General features: G+C 64.2%; 20 protein-coding genes. 12 read left to right on the forward strand and 8 right to left on the reverse strand.

The window, feature by feature from the left end:
• Positions 1–151: 151 nt before the first annotated feature.
• Genes GS429_RS17550 through GS429_RS17570 form a run of 5 tightly spaced genes read right to left on the reverse strand, consistent with a single transcriptional unit; the run spans position 152 to position 3,376 of the window.
• A complete protein-coding gene (locus GS429_RS17550) occupies positions 152–748 on the reverse strand; it encodes a MaoC family dehydratase (RefSeq protein ID WP_160066650.1) in 597 nt (198 codons plus the stop codon).
• Between the two features lie 24 nt (positions 749–772).
• Complete coding sequence (locus GS429_RS17555; RefSeq protein WP_160066651.1) at positions 773–1,978, reverse strand: acyl-CoA dehydrogenase family protein; 1,206 nt, start codon at positions 1,976–1,978, stop codon at positions 773–775.
• Positions 1,979–2,025: 47 nt separating this feature from the next.
• Entirely contained in the window at positions 2,026–2,394 is a 369-nt protein-coding gene (locus GS429_RS17560) for a (2Fe-2S) ferredoxin domain-containing protein (protein ID WP_160066652.1), read from the reverse strand.
• Between the two features lie 7 nt (positions 2,395–2,401).
• Positions 2,402–3,184, reverse strand: a complete 783-nt coding sequence (locus GS429_RS17565) for a CbtA family protein (protein WP_160066653.1) — start codon at positions 3,182–3,184, stop codon at positions 2,402–2,404.
• A 3-nt stretch (positions 3,185–3,187) separates the two neighbouring features.
• Positions 3,188–3,376 (reverse strand): CbtB domain-containing protein, encoded by a 189-nt coding sequence (locus GS429_RS17570; RefSeq protein WP_160066654.1) that lies wholly within the window; start codon positions 3,374–3,376, stop codon positions 3,188–3,190.
• 245 nt (positions 3,377–3,621) lie between these two features.
• Between GS429_RS17570 and GS429_RS17575 the strand changes: the two genes are divergently transcribed.
• From GS429_RS17575 to GS429_RS17615, 9 genes are all read left to right on the forward strand, one after another.
• The gene (locus tag GS429_RS17575; RefSeq protein WP_328821460.1) at positions 3,622–4,659 is read left to right on the forward strand and encodes a monovalent cation/H+ antiporter subunit E; all 1,038 of its coding nucleotides are present in this window, start codon (positions 3,622–3,624) and stop codon (positions 4,657–4,659) included.
• Positions 4,660–4,727: 68 nt separating this feature from the next.
• Complete coding sequence (locus tag GS429_RS17580; RefSeq protein ID WP_425438209.1) at positions 4,728–4,943, forward strand: cation:proton antiporter; 216 nt, start codon at positions 4,728–4,730, stop codon at positions 4,941–4,943.
• Positions 4,944–4,957: 14 nt separating this feature from the next.
• A complete protein-coding gene (gene mnhG / locus GS429_RS17585; protein ID WP_160066682.1) occupies positions 4,958–5,293 on the forward strand; it encodes a monovalent cation/H(+) antiporter subunit G in 336 nt (111 codons plus the stop codon).
• Positions 5,290–5,838 (forward strand): DUF4040 domain-containing protein, encoded by a 549-nt coding sequence (locus GS429_RS17590; protein ID WP_160066655.1) that lies wholly within the window; start codon positions 5,290–5,292, stop codon positions 5,836–5,838. The genes mnhG and GS429_RS17590 overlap by 4 nt, the downstream gene beginning before the upstream one ends.
• Positions 5,838–6,341: an MnhB domain-containing protein gene (locus GS429_RS17595; protein WP_160066656.1), complete on the forward strand. Its 504-nt coding sequence runs from the start codon at positions 5,838–5,840 to the stop codon at positions 6,339–6,341. Before GS429_RS17590 ends, GS429_RS17595 begins: the two co-directional genes overlap by 1 nt.
• On the forward strand, positions 6,334–6,717 hold the full coding sequence (locus tag GS429_RS17600; RefSeq protein ID WP_160066657.1) for a cation:proton antiporter subunit C: 384 nt from the start codon (positions 6,334–6,336) through the stop codon (positions 6,715–6,717). Before GS429_RS17595 ends, GS429_RS17600 begins: the two co-directional genes overlap by 8 nt.
• A complete protein-coding gene (locus GS429_RS17605) occupies positions 6,710–8,308 on the forward strand; it encodes a proton-conducting transporter transmembrane domain-containing protein (RefSeq protein ID WP_160066658.1) in 1,599 nt (532 codons plus the stop codon). The genes GS429_RS17600 and GS429_RS17605 overlap by 8 nt, the downstream gene beginning before the upstream one ends.
• Positions 8,305–10,308: a proton-conducting transporter transmembrane domain-containing protein gene (locus GS429_RS17610; protein ID WP_160066659.1), complete on the forward strand. Its 2,004-nt coding sequence runs from the start codon at positions 8,305–8,307 to the stop codon at positions 10,306–10,308. The genes GS429_RS17605 and GS429_RS17610 overlap by 4 nt, the downstream gene beginning before the upstream one ends.
• Positions 10,305–12,161, forward strand: a complete 1,857-nt coding sequence (locus GS429_RS17615; protein ID WP_160066660.1) for a Na(+)/H(+) antiporter subunit D — start codon at positions 10,305–10,307, stop codon at positions 12,159–12,161. Before GS429_RS17610 ends, GS429_RS17615 begins: the two co-directional genes overlap by 4 nt.
• Positions 12,162–12,370: 209 nt before the next feature.
• Here GS429_RS17615 and GS429_RS17620 read toward each other — a convergent pair whose 3' ends face one another.
• The gene (locus GS429_RS17620) at positions 12,371–13,525 is read right to left on the reverse strand and encodes a tyrosine-type recombinase/integrase (protein WP_328821462.1); all 1,155 of its coding nucleotides are present in this window, start codon (positions 13,523–13,525) and stop codon (positions 12,371–12,373) included.
• 388 nt (positions 13,526–13,913) lie between these two features.
• Here GS429_RS17620 and GS429_RS17625 point away from each other — a divergent pair, with 388 nt between their 5' ends.
• The gene (locus GS429_RS17625) at positions 13,914–14,747 is read left to right on the forward strand and encodes a DUF4097 family beta strand repeat-containing protein (RefSeq protein ID WP_160066661.1); all 834 of its coding nucleotides are present in this window, start codon (positions 13,914–13,916) and stop codon (positions 14,745–14,747) included.
• Between the two features lie 293 nt (positions 14,748–15,040).
• Positions 15,041–16,207, forward strand: coding sequence for a tyrosine-type recombinase/integrase (locus GS429_RS17630; protein WP_160066662.1), 1,167 nt, complete (start codon positions 15,041–15,043; stop codon positions 16,205–16,207).
• 58 nt (positions 16,208–16,265) lie between these two features.
• Here GS429_RS17630 and GS429_RS17635 read toward each other — a convergent pair whose 3' ends face one another.
• Positions 16,266–16,532: a hypothetical protein gene (locus tag GS429_RS17635; protein ID WP_160066663.1), complete on the reverse strand. Its 267-nt coding sequence runs from the start codon at positions 16,530–16,532 to the stop codon at positions 16,266–16,268.
• Positions 16,533–16,626: 94 nt separating this feature from the next.
• Positions 16,627–16,791 (reverse strand): hypothetical protein, encoded by a 165-nt coding sequence (locus tag GS429_RS21975; RefSeq protein ID WP_201294044.1) that lies wholly within the window; start codon positions 16,789–16,791, stop codon positions 16,627–16,629.
• Positions 16,792–16,888: 97 nt separating this feature from the next.
• On the opposite strand from GS429_RS21975, the gene GS429_RS17640 reads away from it, so the two are divergent.
• The gene (locus GS429_RS17640; protein ID WP_160066664.1) at positions 16,889–17,596 is read left to right on the forward strand and encodes an alpha/beta hydrolase family protein; all 708 of its coding nucleotides are present in this window, start codon (positions 16,889–16,891) and stop codon (positions 17,594–17,596) included.
• The last annotated feature ends 124 nt before the right edge of the window (positions 17,597–17,720 follow it).

Here is a 17,720-nt window from a genome sequence, read left to right on the forward strand (position 1 = left end):
CAATTCGCATAATTAACTCAGGAAAACCGCTGTGTATGAGAAAGCGTTGTCAATCCCGTATCGAGCCAGTTACGATCCGTTGCTATCTGGCAGCTGCCGAGCGGAAACGAGGGGTGGGGCTGCTATCTATCGGAACAGTCTTTCGAGACCGTTAGCAATCCTCCGGCTGCGTTCCGATCCCCTCCGGCCACCCCGGCGGCTTCGCCGCCGAGGGCTCGGCGTGCTCGCGTTTCAACACCATCGGCGTTCGCTCGAGGCTCAACACCAGATCGTCGTGCTGATTGTACGCTCGGAGTTCGGTCTCGACGATGCCGACGTGGTCGCGGGACTCGAGTTCCCGTTTGCTCAGCACTTCGCTTTCGGCGAAGATGGTATCGCCGTGAAAAACGGGTGCGTGGTGGCGGATATCGTCGTAGCCGAGGTTTGCGGTGGCGTTGACGGAAACGTCGATGACGCTCATACCGACGGCGAGTGCGATGACGAAGGTGCCGTCGACGAGGCGCTCGCCGAACTCCGTCTCGCTGGCGTAGGCCTCGTTGAAGTGCATCGGGTTGCAGTTCATCGTGACGTTGGTCAGCCACACGTTGTCGGTTTCGGTGACGGTACGTCCGAACGGATGCTTGTAGATGTCACCGACCTCGAAATCCTCGTAGTAGCGGCCGTGCCACCCCTCGATGAGTCGCTTGTTGGTCGATTCATCGTCGGAGCCGGTCGCGTTGGTCTCAGTAGTGTTATCCGAATCTGTCATGGATGGTCGTGGAACGTCTTGAAGTCAGTACGACCGCGGCAGTCCGAGTACGTTCTCGCCGAGGTAGTTCAGCGCCAACTCCTGTGTAATCGGAACCAGCCGCGTCAGGCGGGCTTCCCGAAAGTAGCGTTCAACATCGTACTCCGTCGCGACGCCGAACCCGCCGTGGGTCTGGACCGCCGCATCGGCGGCTTCGTAGGCGGCGTCCGCCGCGAGAAACTTCGCCGCATTCGCGTACGCTCCTAGATCGACTTCCTCGTCCGACGCGGCTCGAGCCGCGGCGTTGTACGTCAGTTGCTTTGCGGCCTGCAGCCGGGCGTACGCTTCCGCCAGCGGGTGCTGAATCGCCTGATTCGAGCCGATCGATCGGTCGAAGACGTGCCGATCGTTCGCGTACTCGACCGCCCGATCGAGGGCCAGCCGCCCCAGGCCGAGACACTCGGCGGCGATGACGAGCCGTTCCTCGTTCAATCCGTCCAGCACCTGGGAGAACCCCTCGCCTTCGACGCCGATCAGATTCGCCGCGGGCACGCGGAGATCGTCGAACCAGAGTTCGAACGAGTGGACGAACTCGCTCGCCGATTTCGGGATCGCTTCCATCTCGAGGGCTCCCTGTTCGTGGGCGGCCGCGAGATCGACGAGGAACATCGAGATGCCGCGGGTTCGCTTCTCGACGTCCTCGAGCGGCGTCGTGCGGGCGACGAGGACGATGTAGTCCGACACGTCGACGCGGGAGGTCCAGACCTTCTGGCCGTTGATAACGTACTCGTCGCCGTCGTGTTCCGCGCGAGTCTCGATCGCCGTCGCGTTCGAACCCGCGTTCGGCTCCGTCAGCCCGAACGCCTGGATCGACGTTTCACCGTCGGCGACCCGCGGGAGCAACTCGTCTTTCAGTTCCTCGCTCGCGTACTCGACGATTGGGACGGTGTTGTAGACGCCGCCGTGGATCGCCTGTGCCGCGCTGAATCCGCCGCCGTTGGCCGCGATTTCTTCCATCATCACGACGGTCTCTTGCGTTCCCATCCCCGCACCGCCGTACTCCTCGGGGACGAGAATCCCCATCCAGCCGTGATCCGCCAGCGCGTCGACGAACTCGTGGGGGTACTCCCCCTCAGCGGCCCGTCGACGCCAGTACTCGCGGTCGAAATCCGAACAGACGTCGCGGACGCTCGAGCGGACGAGTCGCTGGCTCTCGGTGAGCGAGACCGCATCGGAGAGGAGTCGGGCCATCGGGTAGGTCTCAACAGGTCGAGCCAAAAACGTTGTGTCGCGTGCGGTCAGTCGCCGGCCGTCGGTCCGTTCTCGCTCGAGTTCCCGGCTTCGTGGCGGAACTGGGTCGCGTCCGGTCCGAACGTCGACTCGAGCAGTGCCGGCACGTCGTCCGGCCGAACCTCGGAGTACCACTCGTTGCGCGGCTGAATCGCGATCGCGGTCCCGTTCTCGCTGCAGAGTCCCAGACAGGCGGTTTCGACCACGCCGATCGGGCTCCAAAAGGCGTTCCGGTCGCGAAGCCACGATTTGATGGCCTCGAGCGTTTCCTGCCCGCCGACGTCGGCACAGCAGGCGTACTCGGAGTCGCGGTCGTTCGTACAGACGAACACCTGGGCGGCGAGTCGATCGCGTTGTCGTTCGGTTTGGTCTTTCATTGTGGTGTTATTGTTTCGTTGTGAGGGTTTCGTGCGACCCGTCGACGGCAGTAGCCGGGTCGGCGCGTCGCTGGAGCCAGTTGAACGTTCCCGCGAGCAGCACCCAGATTGCGGCCTGGCTCAGTACGGCCAGCGCCCGATATGCCGACACGAGAGCGCTCGAAAGTTCGGGATGCGTAACGACCGTTGGCGTAATCGACGGAACGACGGCGAGCATCGCGGCGATCGGCACTGCACCGGCAGCCACCCCGATTGCCGGATGCCGTGTTGCCGTTCGCCTGTATGCGGCGATCGATGCGGCCGAGACGACCGCACCGAGTGCGATGAGGGCGACGTAGATAGCCAGTCGGCTCTCGATCGAATACAGTTGTTCGGCTCCCGGTGCTGCCGGCGGGAGGACCAGCCACGGCGTCACCGAGACCGAAATAAATCCGGCTCCCGCGAGGACGTACGTTTTGATGCCGTCGGGACCCGGAAGGGCCGGCTCGAGGACGTACAGTGCGAGGGCGAACAGTCCGCCGAGGAAGATCGCCCACAGCGCGCCGCTGCCGATACTCACGAGCGCCGTCGTCGTCTCGGAGACGGCGTGTTCGGCGTGTTCGTGTACGTGCTCACCGTGTCCGTGCCCGTGCCCGTGATCGTCGTGCCCGTGTTCGTCGTGTCCGTGCTCGTGTTGGGTATCGTGGAGATACTCGCTCAACGGGTTCGCTACGAACGCCATGTACATCCCGTAGGCGAGGCCGGCGACGACGCCCGCCAGGATGCCACGCTGGAGATAGTCGACGATCATCGATCAGTGACACGTGATTCCGGCGGCGTGACGGAAGTTGTGCATCGCGTCGTGAGCGAGTGGCTCCTGAAGGAACACCAGCACAAACGCGATCGCTGCGGCAAACAGCAACCCGGTTGCAAACTGGATGGGCGTCAGCTCGGCGCGTGCGATCTCGATACGACTGGAAACGGTATCGTTCGTCGCTCTCATGAAAGTCAAATTGTGGTAGAACAAATACGATTGTAAAGCTACCGATCGAACGCGCTTCCGCCGGTCCGACTATCGTTGACATTCCGGCGAAAAGTACCGCGAATTGTCGTAGAATCCACGAAAAAACTCGCCGGTCCGGCGGTCTGTCTGGTGGATAACGAAATCGTTTTCCTACGGGTACCGCTTGACTCGACTAACAACGAGAGTCATGAATATCCAACGACGGTCACCCGGAGGGATGCGCCGTGGCGGCTGAACGAGTACTCGTACCGCTGTCGGACACGGTGACCGTTCGGCAGACGGTCGGCTACGCGGTTCAGTCAGGTCTCGAGAGCGGCGAGGAGCTCCACTGTCACCTCGTGGTCGCACTCCCCCACGAGGCTGACCTTCCGGAGAGTCGACAGCTCACCGAAGAGGCAGCGGAGTTGCTATCGAAGGCGAAAAACTGGGTTAGAGAGGACGCCGGAAGCGCGTCGGTAACGGTCGAAACGTCGCTGCTCGGCACCGACGAGTACCTCTTTGGCCCGCGTGACTTCGCCGGTGCGTTCGACGATTACGCCAAGGAACACGACATCGATACCGTCATCCTCGATCCGGAGTACCAGCCCGGCGCGACGGCCCAGATGCTCCAGTCGATCGAACGGGAACTCGACGCGGTCGGGTTAGCGTACGACGAGGCACCGGTCGAGCGACCGGCCCGTCACGAGCGACTGGTCGGCGACGGCACCGAACACTTCGATCGATTGTTCGCGACGTTCTGGATCTCTTATGCCTTCTATCTCGTTCTCGGCGATCCGACCTACTGGTTCGATCTCGTGACGGGTGCAGCGGTCGCCGGCATCGTTTCGGTCTCGCTCGCCCACATCACGTTCACGTTCCCGCTCGATCGGGTCCAGTCGCCGATCCGGACGGTACGCTTTGCGTTTTACATTCCGTATCTCATCTACGAGATCGTCAAGGCCAACCTCGCGATCTCGATCGTCATCCTGCGTCCGTCCATGCCGATCGATCCGACGATGGCGCGGGTCAACGCCCGCGTCAGGAGCGGGCTCCCCTTGCTCGCGTTAGCCAACAGCATCACGCTGACGCCGGGGACGCTGACGGTCCGGGCGGACGACCAGCGACTGATCGTCCACACGCTCATTCCGTCCGCGCGCGAGGACCTCTTCGACGGCGCGCTCGAGCGAGCCGTCAGATTCGTATTCCACGGCCGCGAGGCGGCCGCGATCGCGACGCCGCGCGAGCGCGGCGATACTGAAGTGCTCGGGGGTGACGATCGGTGATTCCCGGTGAGTTCGCGATCAACGATCTCTTCCTCGGCGCGGCCGCGCTGTTCATCGTCCTCGCGATCATGATGTTCTACCGTGCGGTCATGGGGCCGACGACCCAGGATCGACTGCTCGCGGTGAACGTTCTCGGGACGAACACGGTCGTCATCCTCGCGCTCCTCGCAGCGGGGCTCGACGAGCCGTGGTTCCTCGATATCGCGCTGATCTACGCCCTGTTGAACTTCCTGATGGCGGTTGCCATCTCGAAGTTTACCGTCGAACGGGGTGGTGTGCTGTGATCGACGCGATCCCGATGGGCGAAACGCTCTACGAACTGGCGATCGTCGTCCTCATCGTCTTCGGACTGTTCTTTACGTTCGTTTCGGCGATGGGCGTGCTCCGATTGCCGGACATTTACTCGCGGGCCCACACCGCCTCGCAGACTGATACGCTCGGCGCGGGACTCGCGCTGGCGGCCGTCGCGCTCGCGCTCGGCTGGCAGCAGGCGACGGTCTACACCGTTTTGCTGCTGTTTTTCGTGTTCATCACGAACCCGACGGCGGCACACGCGATCGCGCGCTCGGCCGCGGAGAGCGGTATCGAGCCGTGGACCAAGGACTCGGAGTCCGAGGAGGGTGAGTCGAAATGAGCGCCATCGCCTACACGCTCGCCGTGTTCATCCTGTTGACTGCAGTCGCGACGGCGCTGTTCCGGGACGTGCTGTCGGCGATCGTCGTCTTCGGGGCCTACAGCCTCGGGATGGCTATCCTCTACACGTACCTGCTCGCACCCGACGTCGCGATGACCGAGGCCGCGATCGGTGCCGGCGTGACGACGATCTTGCTCCTGTTGACGATCGCCCGAACGACCCGGCCGCCGACCGACCAACTGTTCGAACGAATCCACGTTCCGGCCGTCGTCGCCGTGGGCGCGTTCGTGCTCGTCCTCTCGAGTCTGCTTTCGGACATGTACGCGGTCGGCGACGCCGACGCACCGATCTGGGGCTGGGAGGCGCTCCAGGAGACGCCGTCCGTCTACTACGTGCAGAATACGTACGTTGACACCGGCGCTCAGAACGCCGTAAGCGCCGTCCTCGCATCCTACCGAGGATTCGATACCTTCGGCGAGGCGGTCGTCGTCTTCGCGGCCGGACTCGCCGTTCTCCTCGTCTTGAAACGGGAGGTGTTTACCTGATGTCGCAAGCTGACTCCTACGACGATACCTACACCGAGAGCCAGGTGATCATGACGACCGTCAAGATCATCGCACCGTTTACGCTGACCTACGGCATGTTCATGAGTCTCCACGGGGCCGACACCCCCGGCGGGAGCTTCCAGGGCGGCGCGATCATCGGCGTCACCGTTCTCATGCTCGCGTTCGCCTTCGGGATCGAGCCCACCCGTCGATGGCTGAAAAACTCCTTCGTCGTCGGCCTCGTCACCGGCGGCGTCACCATCTTCATCGCGACCGGCCTTGCCACCATCGCGCTCGGGGGGAACTTCCTCGAGTACGATCAGTTTACCGAGGCCTTCGGCATCGCTCACTACTGGGGGATGGAAGCCATCGAAGTCGGCGGGGTCGCGCTGATCGTCGCCGGCGTTGTCATCACCCTCTTCTTCGCGACGGCCGCGGGTTTCAGGCCCGAACGCCACAGTCGGGGAAACGAGGGGTTCGAGGAGGTGAACGACGATGATTGAGGGCGCCATCGATATTCTCGCCACTCGGTACGCCTACGCGCTGATGTTCGTCCTGATGGGGATCGGGATGTACATGATGATCGCCAACGAGAACCTCGTAAAGAAGCTGATCGGGGTCAACCTCTTCCAGACCGCGATCTTCCTGTTTTTCGTCGCGGTCGCCTACGTCGAGGGCGGGAAGGCGCCGATCGTTCCGGCCGATTCGAGTCCCGGCGAACTCGCGATGGCGAGTCCGCTTCCACACGTGATCGTGCTGACCGCGATTGTCGTCGGAATCGCGCTGACGGCCGTCGGGCTCGCGCTCATCGTCCGCATCTACGCGGAGTACGGAACGCTCCGCGAGGATACTCTCCGGGAGGTGCGTGCCGATGAGTAGACTCGCCGAACTGCTGCCGGCCCTGCTGGTCGCCGCCCCGATCCTGCTGGCCACCGTGCCGATCGTCCTCGGTCTGCGATTCGAACGGACCGGCTGGTCCGTCGCCGCAGTCACGACGACGGCGCTGTTCGCCGCGACGGCGTATCTCGCGGCTGCCGTCTACGAAACCGGCCGCGTCGTTCACGTCCTCGGTAACTGGGGCGAGCCACAGGGGATCGGCATCGAACTCGTCGCCGACGAGTTCTCCGTCCTGATCGCCCTGCTCGTGACCCTCACCGCTGCGGGCGTGCTCGCGTACATGCGCGTCGGCGGCCCGCGCGGGAACACATTCTACGCCGGCTACCTGCTGCTTATCGGCGGCTTGCTCGGGCTCTCGCTGACCGGCGACGTCTTCAACATGTTCGTCTTCCTCGAGATCGTCGGGCTGGCGACCTACGCCATGATCGCCAGCGGCGACGGTCCCGAGTCCGCCGTTGCGGCCCTGAAGTATCTCATCCTGGGAACCGTCGGCGCGTCGATGTATCTGATCGGCGTCGGCTTCCTCTTCATGGCGACCGGGGCGTTGAACATGCAGGTCCTCGGCGAGGTTATTCCGGCGGTCGTCGAGGAGGGCGGAAGCGATCTGACGCTGCTTCGTGCGGCTTTCGCCTTCATCTTCGTCGGCTTCGCGCTGAAGGTCGCCCAGTGGCCGCTGCACACCTGGCAGCCCGACGCCTACCAGCACGCTCCCGACGGCGTGACGCCGGTGATCGCGGCGCTCGTGTCGACCGTCTCCGCGTACGCACTCGGGCGAGTGATGTACAACGTCTTCGGCCCCGAGTTCCTCACCGCGACGCCGTATCTGACCGAAATCGTCGTCACGGTCGGCTGTGTCAGCGTCCTCGCCGGGAGTACGCTCGCCGTGATTCAGCGCGACGTCAAGCGGATGTTCGCGTACTCGTCGGTCTCGCAGTTCGGACTCGTCGTCGCCGCGTATGGCCTCGTCACGCAGACGGCGTTCGTCGGCGCGGTCATCCACCTGATCGGCCACGGCGTCATGAAAGCCGGGCTGTTCATCGCCGCCGGCGTCATCGCGCTGGGCTACGGTGCCCGAACCGTCAACGAGTACGCCGGACTCGCCAAGAACAGACCCGTCGCCGCGGCGTCGACGGGCATTTTACTGATCGCGCTGATCGGCATTCCGCCGTCCGCCGGCTTCATCGGCAAGTGGTACATCGCCGTCGGCGCGGTCGAGGCCGAGCTGTGGCCCGTCGCCGCCGTCATCTTCCTCAGCACCATGCTCACGCTGGCGTACGCGGCGCGCCTGCTCGAGAAGATGTACTTCACGCCGCCGACGCCCGTCGAATCGCCACACCCGCCGGGCCGAGTTGCAGCGGACGGTGGCGAACCGGAGGCTGGCGTCGAAACCGCACGCGACGGTGGGTCGCTTCTCGAGGGCGACTCGATCCGCCGGGGCTCCCCCGACGCCGTTTCGTTTGGGATGGTCGCGATCCTCGTCGCTATCGCCGTCGCCGCCGTACTCCTCGGCTTCGCCGGCGGTGCGTTCTTCGAGTGGCTCGAGCCGTTTACCGAGGAGGTGTTCACTGAATGACTGAAACATCCATCTTGCCGTTGGCCGCCGTTCTCGTTTCGGCGGTCGCGATGTTGCTGATCATCGCGTCGTATCGCTATCCGAACGTCCGCGAGGGCTGGTCGGTCGTCGCCGCACTGGTGAAGTTCGGAATCGTCGCCAGCATGCTGCCCGGCGTGATGGACGGCACGACGTACTACTGGAGTCTCAGCGAGTCACTCGGCGTCGAGTTCCTCGCCGGGATCGACTTCGTGTTGCGTGCGGATCCGCTCGGGATGCTGTTTGCGATGCTCGCGAGCTTCCTCTGGATCTTCACGTCGTTCTACGCCGCGGGCTACATGCGCGGACTCGACGAACACGCCCAGACCCGTTTCTTCGCCGCGTTCGCCGCGAGTCTCTCGACGGCGATCGGGATCGCCTTCGCCGGCAATCTGGTGACGATCTTCATCTTCTACGAGCTGTTGAGCCTCGTTACCTATCCGCTGGTCGCCCACAACGAGGACAACGAGGCCCGCATCGCGGGTCGGAAGTATCTCACCTACACGTTCTTCGGCGGCGGGGTCTTCCTGCTCGGCGGGACCGTGCTGGTCTACTGGCTCACCAGTAGCGCAGACCCCGCCGGTCAGGCCCACCTCGCCTTCGAATCCGGCGGCATCGAGATGCTGGCCGAGGCCGCTGCGGCGGATCCGGCGATCGCTCAGGCGGCGTTTTACCTGCTGATCGCCGGCTTCGGCGTCAAGGCCGCGGTGATGCCCTTACACTCCTGGCTGGCCGACGCGATGGTCGCGCCGACGCCCGTCTCCGGACTGCTCCACGCGGTCGCCGTCGTCAAGTCCGGCGCGTTCGGCGTGGCTCGAGTCATTCTCGAGGTCTTCGGCCCGGGACTGATCCACGATCTGCCGTTGAACGTCCCCGCAGTGGGCGAGGTCGGGCTGAACGTTCCGGTCGCGATACTGGCCGCGTTCACGCTCACGGCCGCGAGTATCATCGCGATGCGCAAGGACCACCTCAAGCGCCGGCTGGCGTTCTCGACGACGGCACAGCTGTCGTACATCGTGCTCGGACTCTCGATGCTCCACCCCTTCGCGATCGCCGGCGCGCTGTTCCACATCCCCGCTCACGCGTTCGGGAAGCTCACCCTGTTCTTCTGTGCGGGGGCGGTCCACGTCGAGACCCACACCGACTACGTCAGCGAGATGGCCGGCATCGGGAAACGGATGCCGCTGACGATGTCCGCCTTCGCCATCGGCGCGGCGGGTATGGCCGGCATGCCGCTGATTGCCGGCTTCGTCAGCAAGTTCTACATGCTGATCGGCTCCGGCTCGGTCGGTGGCGGGTACTGGCTGTTCGCGGCCGCGCTGATCGTCTCCGGTATCCTGAACATCGCCTACCTCTGGCCGGTCGTCTACACGGCCTTCTTCGAGAGCGAGGATCGCCACGACGCCAAGCCGATCCTCGAGTTCCCGCCGGGTGGCAAACTCGAGTCGTACTTCGACAGCGATGCGGTCGCCACGGACGGAGGCGAGCGGTCCTCGTCGGATCGTCGAGCCGACGGCGGCGAAAAACCGGATTCGGGACAGCCACAACCCGCCGACGAACAGGCGGAGGAATCCGAGGCCAAAGGTGCCGGGACGCCGACGGAACTGGACGAAGAGGCGGACGATACAGACGACGAGCCCGAATATGCTGTCGACAAGTACCCGAGCGATCACACCGTTCCCGAGGACGCAGAGACCCACGAGGACCACGCCGACGACCACCACGACCACGGCGATCACCACCACGGCGGGCCGCCGGCCGGCGGCTGGGAACGCCACTCGCCGTTCACCGAGAGCACGTGGCTCATGATCCTGCCGATTAGCGTCATCGCGGTCGGAGCGGTCACGCTCGGCGTGATCCCCGATTACGCGGTCTTCCTCGACCTCGCGATGTACATCGTCGAGGGGATCTTCGGCGTCGACTCGTTCGACGAACTGCACGGCCTCTCGCTTGCGGAGGCCATGGAGGTGATCGGCGAATGATCGATGCTGACTTGCTGACGATGGCCTACCCGCCGCTGCTGGTCTTTGCGGCGGCGCTGCTCGTGCTCGTCCTGCCGCGGATACTGGGCTTTGCGCTCGGCGCGCTCAGCCTCGCGGCCGTGGTGGCCATTGCAGCTTTCGCACCCGAAGGAGCCCACCTCACCGGAACGTTCCTCGGCTTTAGCGATATTCAGCCGTTCTACATCGACGAGTTCACCCGGATGATGGGGATCGCGCTCGGTTTCCTCGGCACGTTCGCCGTTATCTACGCCTACTCGAGCGAGGCGACGAAGACGATGGCCGCGTTCGCGCTGGCGTACGTCGCGAGCGCGCTCGGAGCGGCCTTCGCGGGCGACTGGCTCGTCCTCGTGTTCATGTGGGAGATCATGGCGCTGACGAGCACGCTGCTCGTGTGGCACTACGGCGGCGACGCCGTCCGCGCGGGCTACCGGTACGCGATCGCCCACGGGATCGGCGGCAGTCTCGTGCTGTTCGCGGTGATCGCCCACTACGCCCAGGTCGGGTCCTTCGTCTTCGGCGAGGGCGTCGACTATCCGAACGCCCTGCTCGCTGGCGGGTTCGCGGAGGGGCTGCCGATGTTGCTTGCGATCCTCGGGATCGGCGTCAACGTTGCGTTCGTCGGCTTCCACACCTGGCTGCCGGACACCTACCCACGTCCGCACTTCGCCGCGTCGGTGTTCCTCGCTGCCTTTACCACGAAGACGAGCGCCTACGTCCTCCTGCGTGCGGTTCCGGAGGGCAACATCTACCTCGCCTACATGGGTGGGCTGATGGCCGTCTACGGCGTCGTCTTCGCGCTGCTCCAACACGACATGCGCGCGCTGCTGTCCTACCACATTCAGGCCCAGCTTGGCTACATGGTGGCCGGGATCGGTATCGGGACGACGATCGGTGCCGCCGGCGCGATGGGGCACCTGTTCAACAACGTCCTCTACAAGAGCCTGCTGTTCATGGCCGTCGGGGTCGTCATCTACCGCACGCGGGAGAACGACCTCTACAAACTCGGCGGGCTCTGGCGGGAGATGCCCTTAACCGCCATCGCCTTCTTCATCGGCGCGCTCTCGATTACCGCCGTTCCCGGCTTCAGCGGCTTCATCAGCAAGGGGATGGTCCTCGACGCAGCCGATCCGAGCTACTACGGCGGCTCGGAGTACCAGGCGCTGTACTGGCTGCTGTTTATCGGTGCGATCGGGACCTTCCTCTCGTTCATCAAGCTCGGCTTCTACGTCTTTTTCCACGGCGAGAGCGATCGGGAGGTCAGAGACGCAAAGACGGGTCAGATCACGGCGATGCTCTCCGTCGGTGGCGCCTGTGTGGTCCTCGGGCTGCCGGCGGTCGGCTGGCCCGTCTTCACCGACCTGCTCCCGATGATTGACGGAACCCAGTGGCTCGGACCGGGCGGCGAGGACCAGACGCTCACTCCCTACAGTACGGGCCACCTGATGGATGCGGCCGTCCTGATCGCAATCTCCGCAGTCGGGTTCAAGCTCATCCGTAAGCCGCTGTCGAAGATGGACTACTCCGATCCCGCGCTGATCGTCAACCCCGTCACCTACCACGTCGGTCGCGGAACGATGCGGGCGACCACGTGGACGTACGCCACGGTCGACGCCGCGGTCGTCGACTTCGTCAAACGCTGTTACTGGGTCGGGAACAACCCCGTTCTGGCAGTCGACGCGGCCGCTCGCCGGCTTCCGATGGTCGAAGCTGAAGAGCAGCGTCCGGCGGACGGCGGTCGCCCGTCGACGATCCACCTCCGGACGAGTATCGGCACCACTGTGCTCCTGTTGACGATCCTGCTGACGATCATCGTCTGGCTGCTCATCAACTGAGCGTTCGGCTACCGGTTTCGATTCCAGCTGTCAGGTCCGCTTTCACGCTCGTTTTCGCTTGTCGGTCCGTTTTTGATTTGGATTGTTCTCGCATACGCACTCGAGTCGGTCAGGCCCAACGCGCTCAAGCCCACGAGAGCGGACTGCAAGAAACGGTACGAGATCGATCCGGCTCGGATTAAGCCCTGATTCGGACTCGAATTTCGAATTCAGCGACGCTCCGACTGCTCCTCTTGCTCGCCCGACTCGACGTCGATGATCGAAGCGTGGGTTTCGGGTACGGCGATCGTTCGCTCGAAGATCGAGGCGCGTAACGCGGGTTTCGACGTCGTCGCTTCGCGCCGGTAGCGTTCGTCGCCGTCGCCATCGCCGCGATCGCCGCGGACGCCGCGCGGCGTCAGGTAGTCGCCGTCGACGTCGACGTTCGCCTCCTTACAGAGGCGTTTGAGCACCGATCGAGCGCCTTCAGTAGTGATCGTCGGGGGCGCGATCGAGCGCTCGCGAGCGAGCTCGCTCGCCGTCGCGTCTTCGAACAGGGCTTCGATCGTTTCCTCGTCGTGACCGCGCTCGGCCAGCACCGTTCTCACTCGCCGGGCGATCGAGGGCGCGTGACGGGTCGGGAACAGCGGCCAGTCGTTCGACGGCGGATCGAGGGCGACGCGATAGCGTCGCAGCGGCGTCCGGGCCGGGGCCGGCAGCGGAACGTCCTCGAGGCGCTGGGATTTGCCCAACACTCGGATCGTGCCCGTATAGAAGTCGACGTCGTCCCAGGTGGCACCCGTGCGTCGCTCGTCGTCGGGGACCCGAAACAGCTCCGAGCCCCGAACGCCCGAGTGAGCGAGCAACGCGACCATGGCGTACTCCCGCAGTCGGTTGCGCCGTTCGTCGCGGCTGTACTCGCCCGTCGCGGCCTCGAGTGCGCGCTCGCGGACGGCGGTCTCGAGTCGCCGGCGCTGGTCGGCCGTCCAGAACTCGCTGTCCGGCCGCTCTTCGGCGGAGGGAAGCGCGGATTCGGCGGCGTCGGTCGCGGCCGGGTTCGTCTCTAAAATGCCGCCGCGAACGCACCACGAGAGAAACGCTCGGACGACCGCGTAGTAGGTGCCCGCGGTCGAGGCGGTGTACTCGCCGCGGTCGGCCCGCGCTCGCAACTCGCCGGCGTAGGCGTGCATGTGCTCGACGTCGAGTGCGAACAACGATCTGATGTCGTGTTCGGACTCGAGCCAGTCGGCCCAGCGCCGCAGGATCGATCTGGCGTTCGACGCGTAAGTGCCCGCTCCCGATCCGTCGGGATCGCCGACGGACTTTCGCTGGAGATAGGCGTCGACCGCGTCGATTACGGCGACGTCCCTCTCGGAGTCGGTCACGGATCGATCACCCTGGCTCTGGTCCTGGCCCTGATCCTAGCCCTCCCCTTCCTCTCAGGCGTATTCGTACTCGTACCTCTCCGACCCCTATTCCAACTCTCAACCTCGGCTCCACCGTCTACATCTGCAAAACTCACCAGCAGGTGCCGTGTCATTCCCCCGGTGTGTCCCGTCCGCTCGAGAGCCGCAGTACCGTGCGCTGAACGGTCAGTGAAATCGGCGCCGCAGAGCATCTATGCGTACAGTACTGGCCCAGCATCCTAAATCTGTGTTTCGGCGCGCTATTCCCGGAACAAAATTCGGTATCGGGAGCCGAACTGTCCGCTCGCGGTGACGTACGCGTTCGGTGACGGTCGGCATTATGTCGATCGAACGGGTACTCCAGCGTATGACTCGCGTGGCGTCGCGGCGATCGGTGCTCGCCGGGAGCGCTGTCGGTGCCGTCTGCGGGCTGGCCGGCTGTCTTTCGGGGGGCCGAGACGTCGAGGAAACGATCACCGAAACGCACGCCGCCGACGAACTGAGTGCGATTGCGGTTTCGACGGTCGTCAGCGACGTCGACGTACACGCGGCGTCGCAGGGATCGATCGATATCGAGGGTCGAAAGGGCGCCGTGAGCCGGGACGACCTCGAATCGATCGGACTCAGGACGTCGACGGCGGACGGGGTTCTCGAGGTGGCGGTCGATCGAAACGACTCGCGAACCCTCTTCGGGCTTCGGCCCGACCCGATTCTCGACCTCTCGCTGACCGTTCCCGAAGCTCTCGAGGTGTGCCGGATCGAGTCCGGAGCCGGCGATGTCGACGTCGCGAACGTCCATGGGGACCTGCGAATCGAAACGGAAACCGGGAACGTGACCGCCTCGGCCGTCGACGGAACCGTCTCGGCGACGACCGAGACCGGGAGCGTCGTCGTCGACGATCCGGCGTCGATCGACCGACTTGCGACCGTTACCGGCGACGTCACCGCTTCGCTACCCGGTATCGACGGCGACGCGGTTATCGGGACGACCACCGGCGGCATCGATCTGCGCGTGCCCGACGAACTCGATCTGACACTCGAGATCACGACCGAGACCGGCGAAATTTCCGTTACTGGTGTCGATGCACTCCCGGAGATGACGGGCGATTCGCTGATCGAGGCCGTCGTCGGGGACGGAACGCACCGACTCGAAATCGTGACGGAGACGGGCGACGTGGCGGTAACCGACCGCAGCGAGTGATACGGTTTGCTGTACCGATGTACCGGTGGGGCCGCAAGCCGTCCTGCGGCCCCTCGGAAATGACTGAGAGCGGACAGTATGAGTTACCCGCCCGTACGGGCTGGTAGTAATGAGTGAGTAGCCGGCGACGCCATTCGGTATATCGTAATAGGATTTATGGATGCGCCCATTCTGGATTTTCTCCAGCGAGACGGCTCGAGTCGCCCGAATTCTCCCCCTCAAAACCACTTCGTCAAATACGAGTTTGATGAAGTACCTTTAGGTGGGTCGCTTCCGTACCGTCGTTCGAACCGATGGACAGCGAGACGCCGGCCGTTGACGACGCACCGTCGAGTCCGCAGACGGTCCGCACGGTCAAAGACGACCGCTACCTCGAGACGGTCTCCGGCCGCTCGAAGACGGTCATCGACAGTGCGCTCGAAGAGTGGATCGACCAGTTCGAACTCGAGTCCTTCGACGAGGTCGACGAGGCCCACTGTCGCGATTACGGGCTGTACTTAAAACGCAAGACCGAGCGCGACGACGTACAGTTCGCGGCGTCGACGGCACACACCTACTACGCCTACGTGCGAGCGTTTCTGTCGTTTGCCGTCCGGGACGGCTATCTCGATACGAACCCCGCGAAGACGAACGACGCCGACGAGTTCCTCCCGTCGATTACGGCGGATCCGGACCGGCAGTTTTGGACGCCCGTCGAGCGAAAACTGGCGCTGCGATTCTGCCGAGAACGCGTTGACAGCGCGCTCACCCCGCCGAAAGCACCGCCATCGATTACGCTCGAGCGGTATCGGGATCGAGCGATCGTTGCCGTGCTCGGGCTCACGGGCGTCCGGGGCGCGGAGGTCTTCAGCGTCTCGGGTGACGACCGTCGCGACGGGCTCACCTGGACCGATGTCGACGTCGAGGGCAACACGCTCACCGTCCTCGGAAAGGTTCAGGCCGCGACGAAAGACCCCTACCAGCAGGCACAACTCCCGCCGCGGGCGGCGTCGGTACTCGAGACCTACAAGCGCATCCTCGATCCGCCGACCGACGACTGGCCGGTGTTCCCGACGAATCACTACCCGTCGAAGCGAGCGGCACTCGAGGCCGAGTTTGGCGGAGGCCGGCTCGAGACGATGCTCCAGCGGGCGTCGATCGATGACCTACTCCGCGAGCACGAGGTCACGCCGCCGGCGCTCTCGACGAACGGCGCGCGGACGATCCTGAAACGCCTCTCGTCGGATCTGACTGCCGCGTACGACCGACTCGAGTACGACCCGGACGAAAACGAGTATCTGAAACCTCACGGTGGTCGACGGGGGCTGGGGCACGAACTGTACGAGAAGGGTCACTCCGAGGTGGCTCAGAAATCGCTCCGACACAGTTCGATGGACGTGACCAACGAATCCTATCAGAACATTCAGGCCAGAGAGACGGCCCAGAAGGTCGACGAAGTGCTCGAGGACGACTCATCGTGAAATCGCGCGCCGCAATGGTTGGACCGAGCGGGGCCGTTAGCGCTAGTGAGTGGAGGGGTTACTCGTCTTCGCCGTTTTCGTCGCTGCCTTCGGCGCCGTCTTCGCCCTCGTCGCTCTCTCCGTTGTTTTCGCCGTCTTCGTCGTCTTCGTCCTCTTCATGATCTTCCTCGGGGTGGCCGCCCGTCGGATCTTCCTGCTCCTCAGCACCGGGATCCCCGCCGTCGTCGACCCCGGGCCCTTCGTCGCCACAGCCCGCGAGCAGCGTGATCGATCCGACCGCGGCGAGTCCGGACAACTCGAGCGCTCGTCTGCGATTGCAGTCCATCGTTCTCGTGGACAGTTGCCCACGTCGACGCATATCGGCCATGCTTGCGATGATCGATCCGTACCGGCTGGCCGGGGAAACTCAGCAAAACGTCTCAGGACGGGTTCTGGTGTCTCACCTTCTCGGCGATCTGTCCCGGCACGGGCGTCCCGCAGTCCGTACACTTCCAGGTCGGTGTCGCGATCCCGGACTCCTTCTCGAGATCGTGTTTGAACTCGAGGAGAGCGCCGCAGGTACACCTGTAGGTCGTGCGGGTCATACTCTATCAGTGGCGGCCAACGGCCGTAAACGATGTGCAAGCGATCGAACCGATCAGACCGCCAGCGACTACCGGTTCGAGCCCCAACCCGGAGGCGATGGTCGAAACGAAGCACCGAATTCCGGTCGGCGAGGAAACCGTCGCCGCCGTCCACCACGACGCACCCGGCGACGACTGGCTCGTCTACTGTCACGGCTTCCTGAGCGACAAGCACGGGAGTTACGAACACCGCTGTCGGCGGGCGGTCGAGCACGGCTACAACGCTGTCCGGTTCGATTTTCGCGGCTGCGGCGATTCCGACGGCGCGTTCGTCGACCAGACGCTCAGCTCCAAACTCGAAGATCTGCGTGCCGTCGTCGATCACTTCGACCCGCCGTCGTACGCGCTCTTCGGCTCGAGTTTCGGCGGCAAGGTCGCGTTCCACGCCGCCGCTCGCGATCCTCGAGTCGACGCCGTCGCAACTCGGGCACCCGTGACGGCCAACCGCGCGTTCGACGAGTATCGAGCCGCCGTCGAGCGCGAGGGCGAGTACCAGTTCGAGACAGACGACCGAATCGACCGGCGGTTCTTCGACGATTTCGACGAGTACGACTTCGACGGTGTCGAAGCGTCCCTCGAGGTTCCGGTGGCGATCGTTCACGGGCGTCAAGATGAGTCCGTCGACGTGACGGACAGCGTGGAAGCGGCGGCTCGGCTCGAAACGGACGTACTCCTCGAAATTTTCGCCGAGGAAGGCCATCTGTTTTCGACGGCGGCTGAAGAACGGCTGCTCGAGCGGCTGTTTCACTGGCTCGAAGGGCAGTAGGGGCCATACGTCTCGGGTTCAGGGGGTCTTGATGGAGTTCGAGCTCCTTTCCCCCCAATAAACCATACTACGATATATCGTTTCACTCCTCCAGAGTCAGGTACGTCACGGACGATCGATTGGC

This window comes from Natronorubrum halalkaliphilum, assembly GCF_009834785.1.
Taxonomy (GTDB): Archaea; Halobacteriota; Halobacteria; order Halobacteriales; family Natrialbaceae; genus Natronorubrum; species Natronorubrum halalkaliphilum.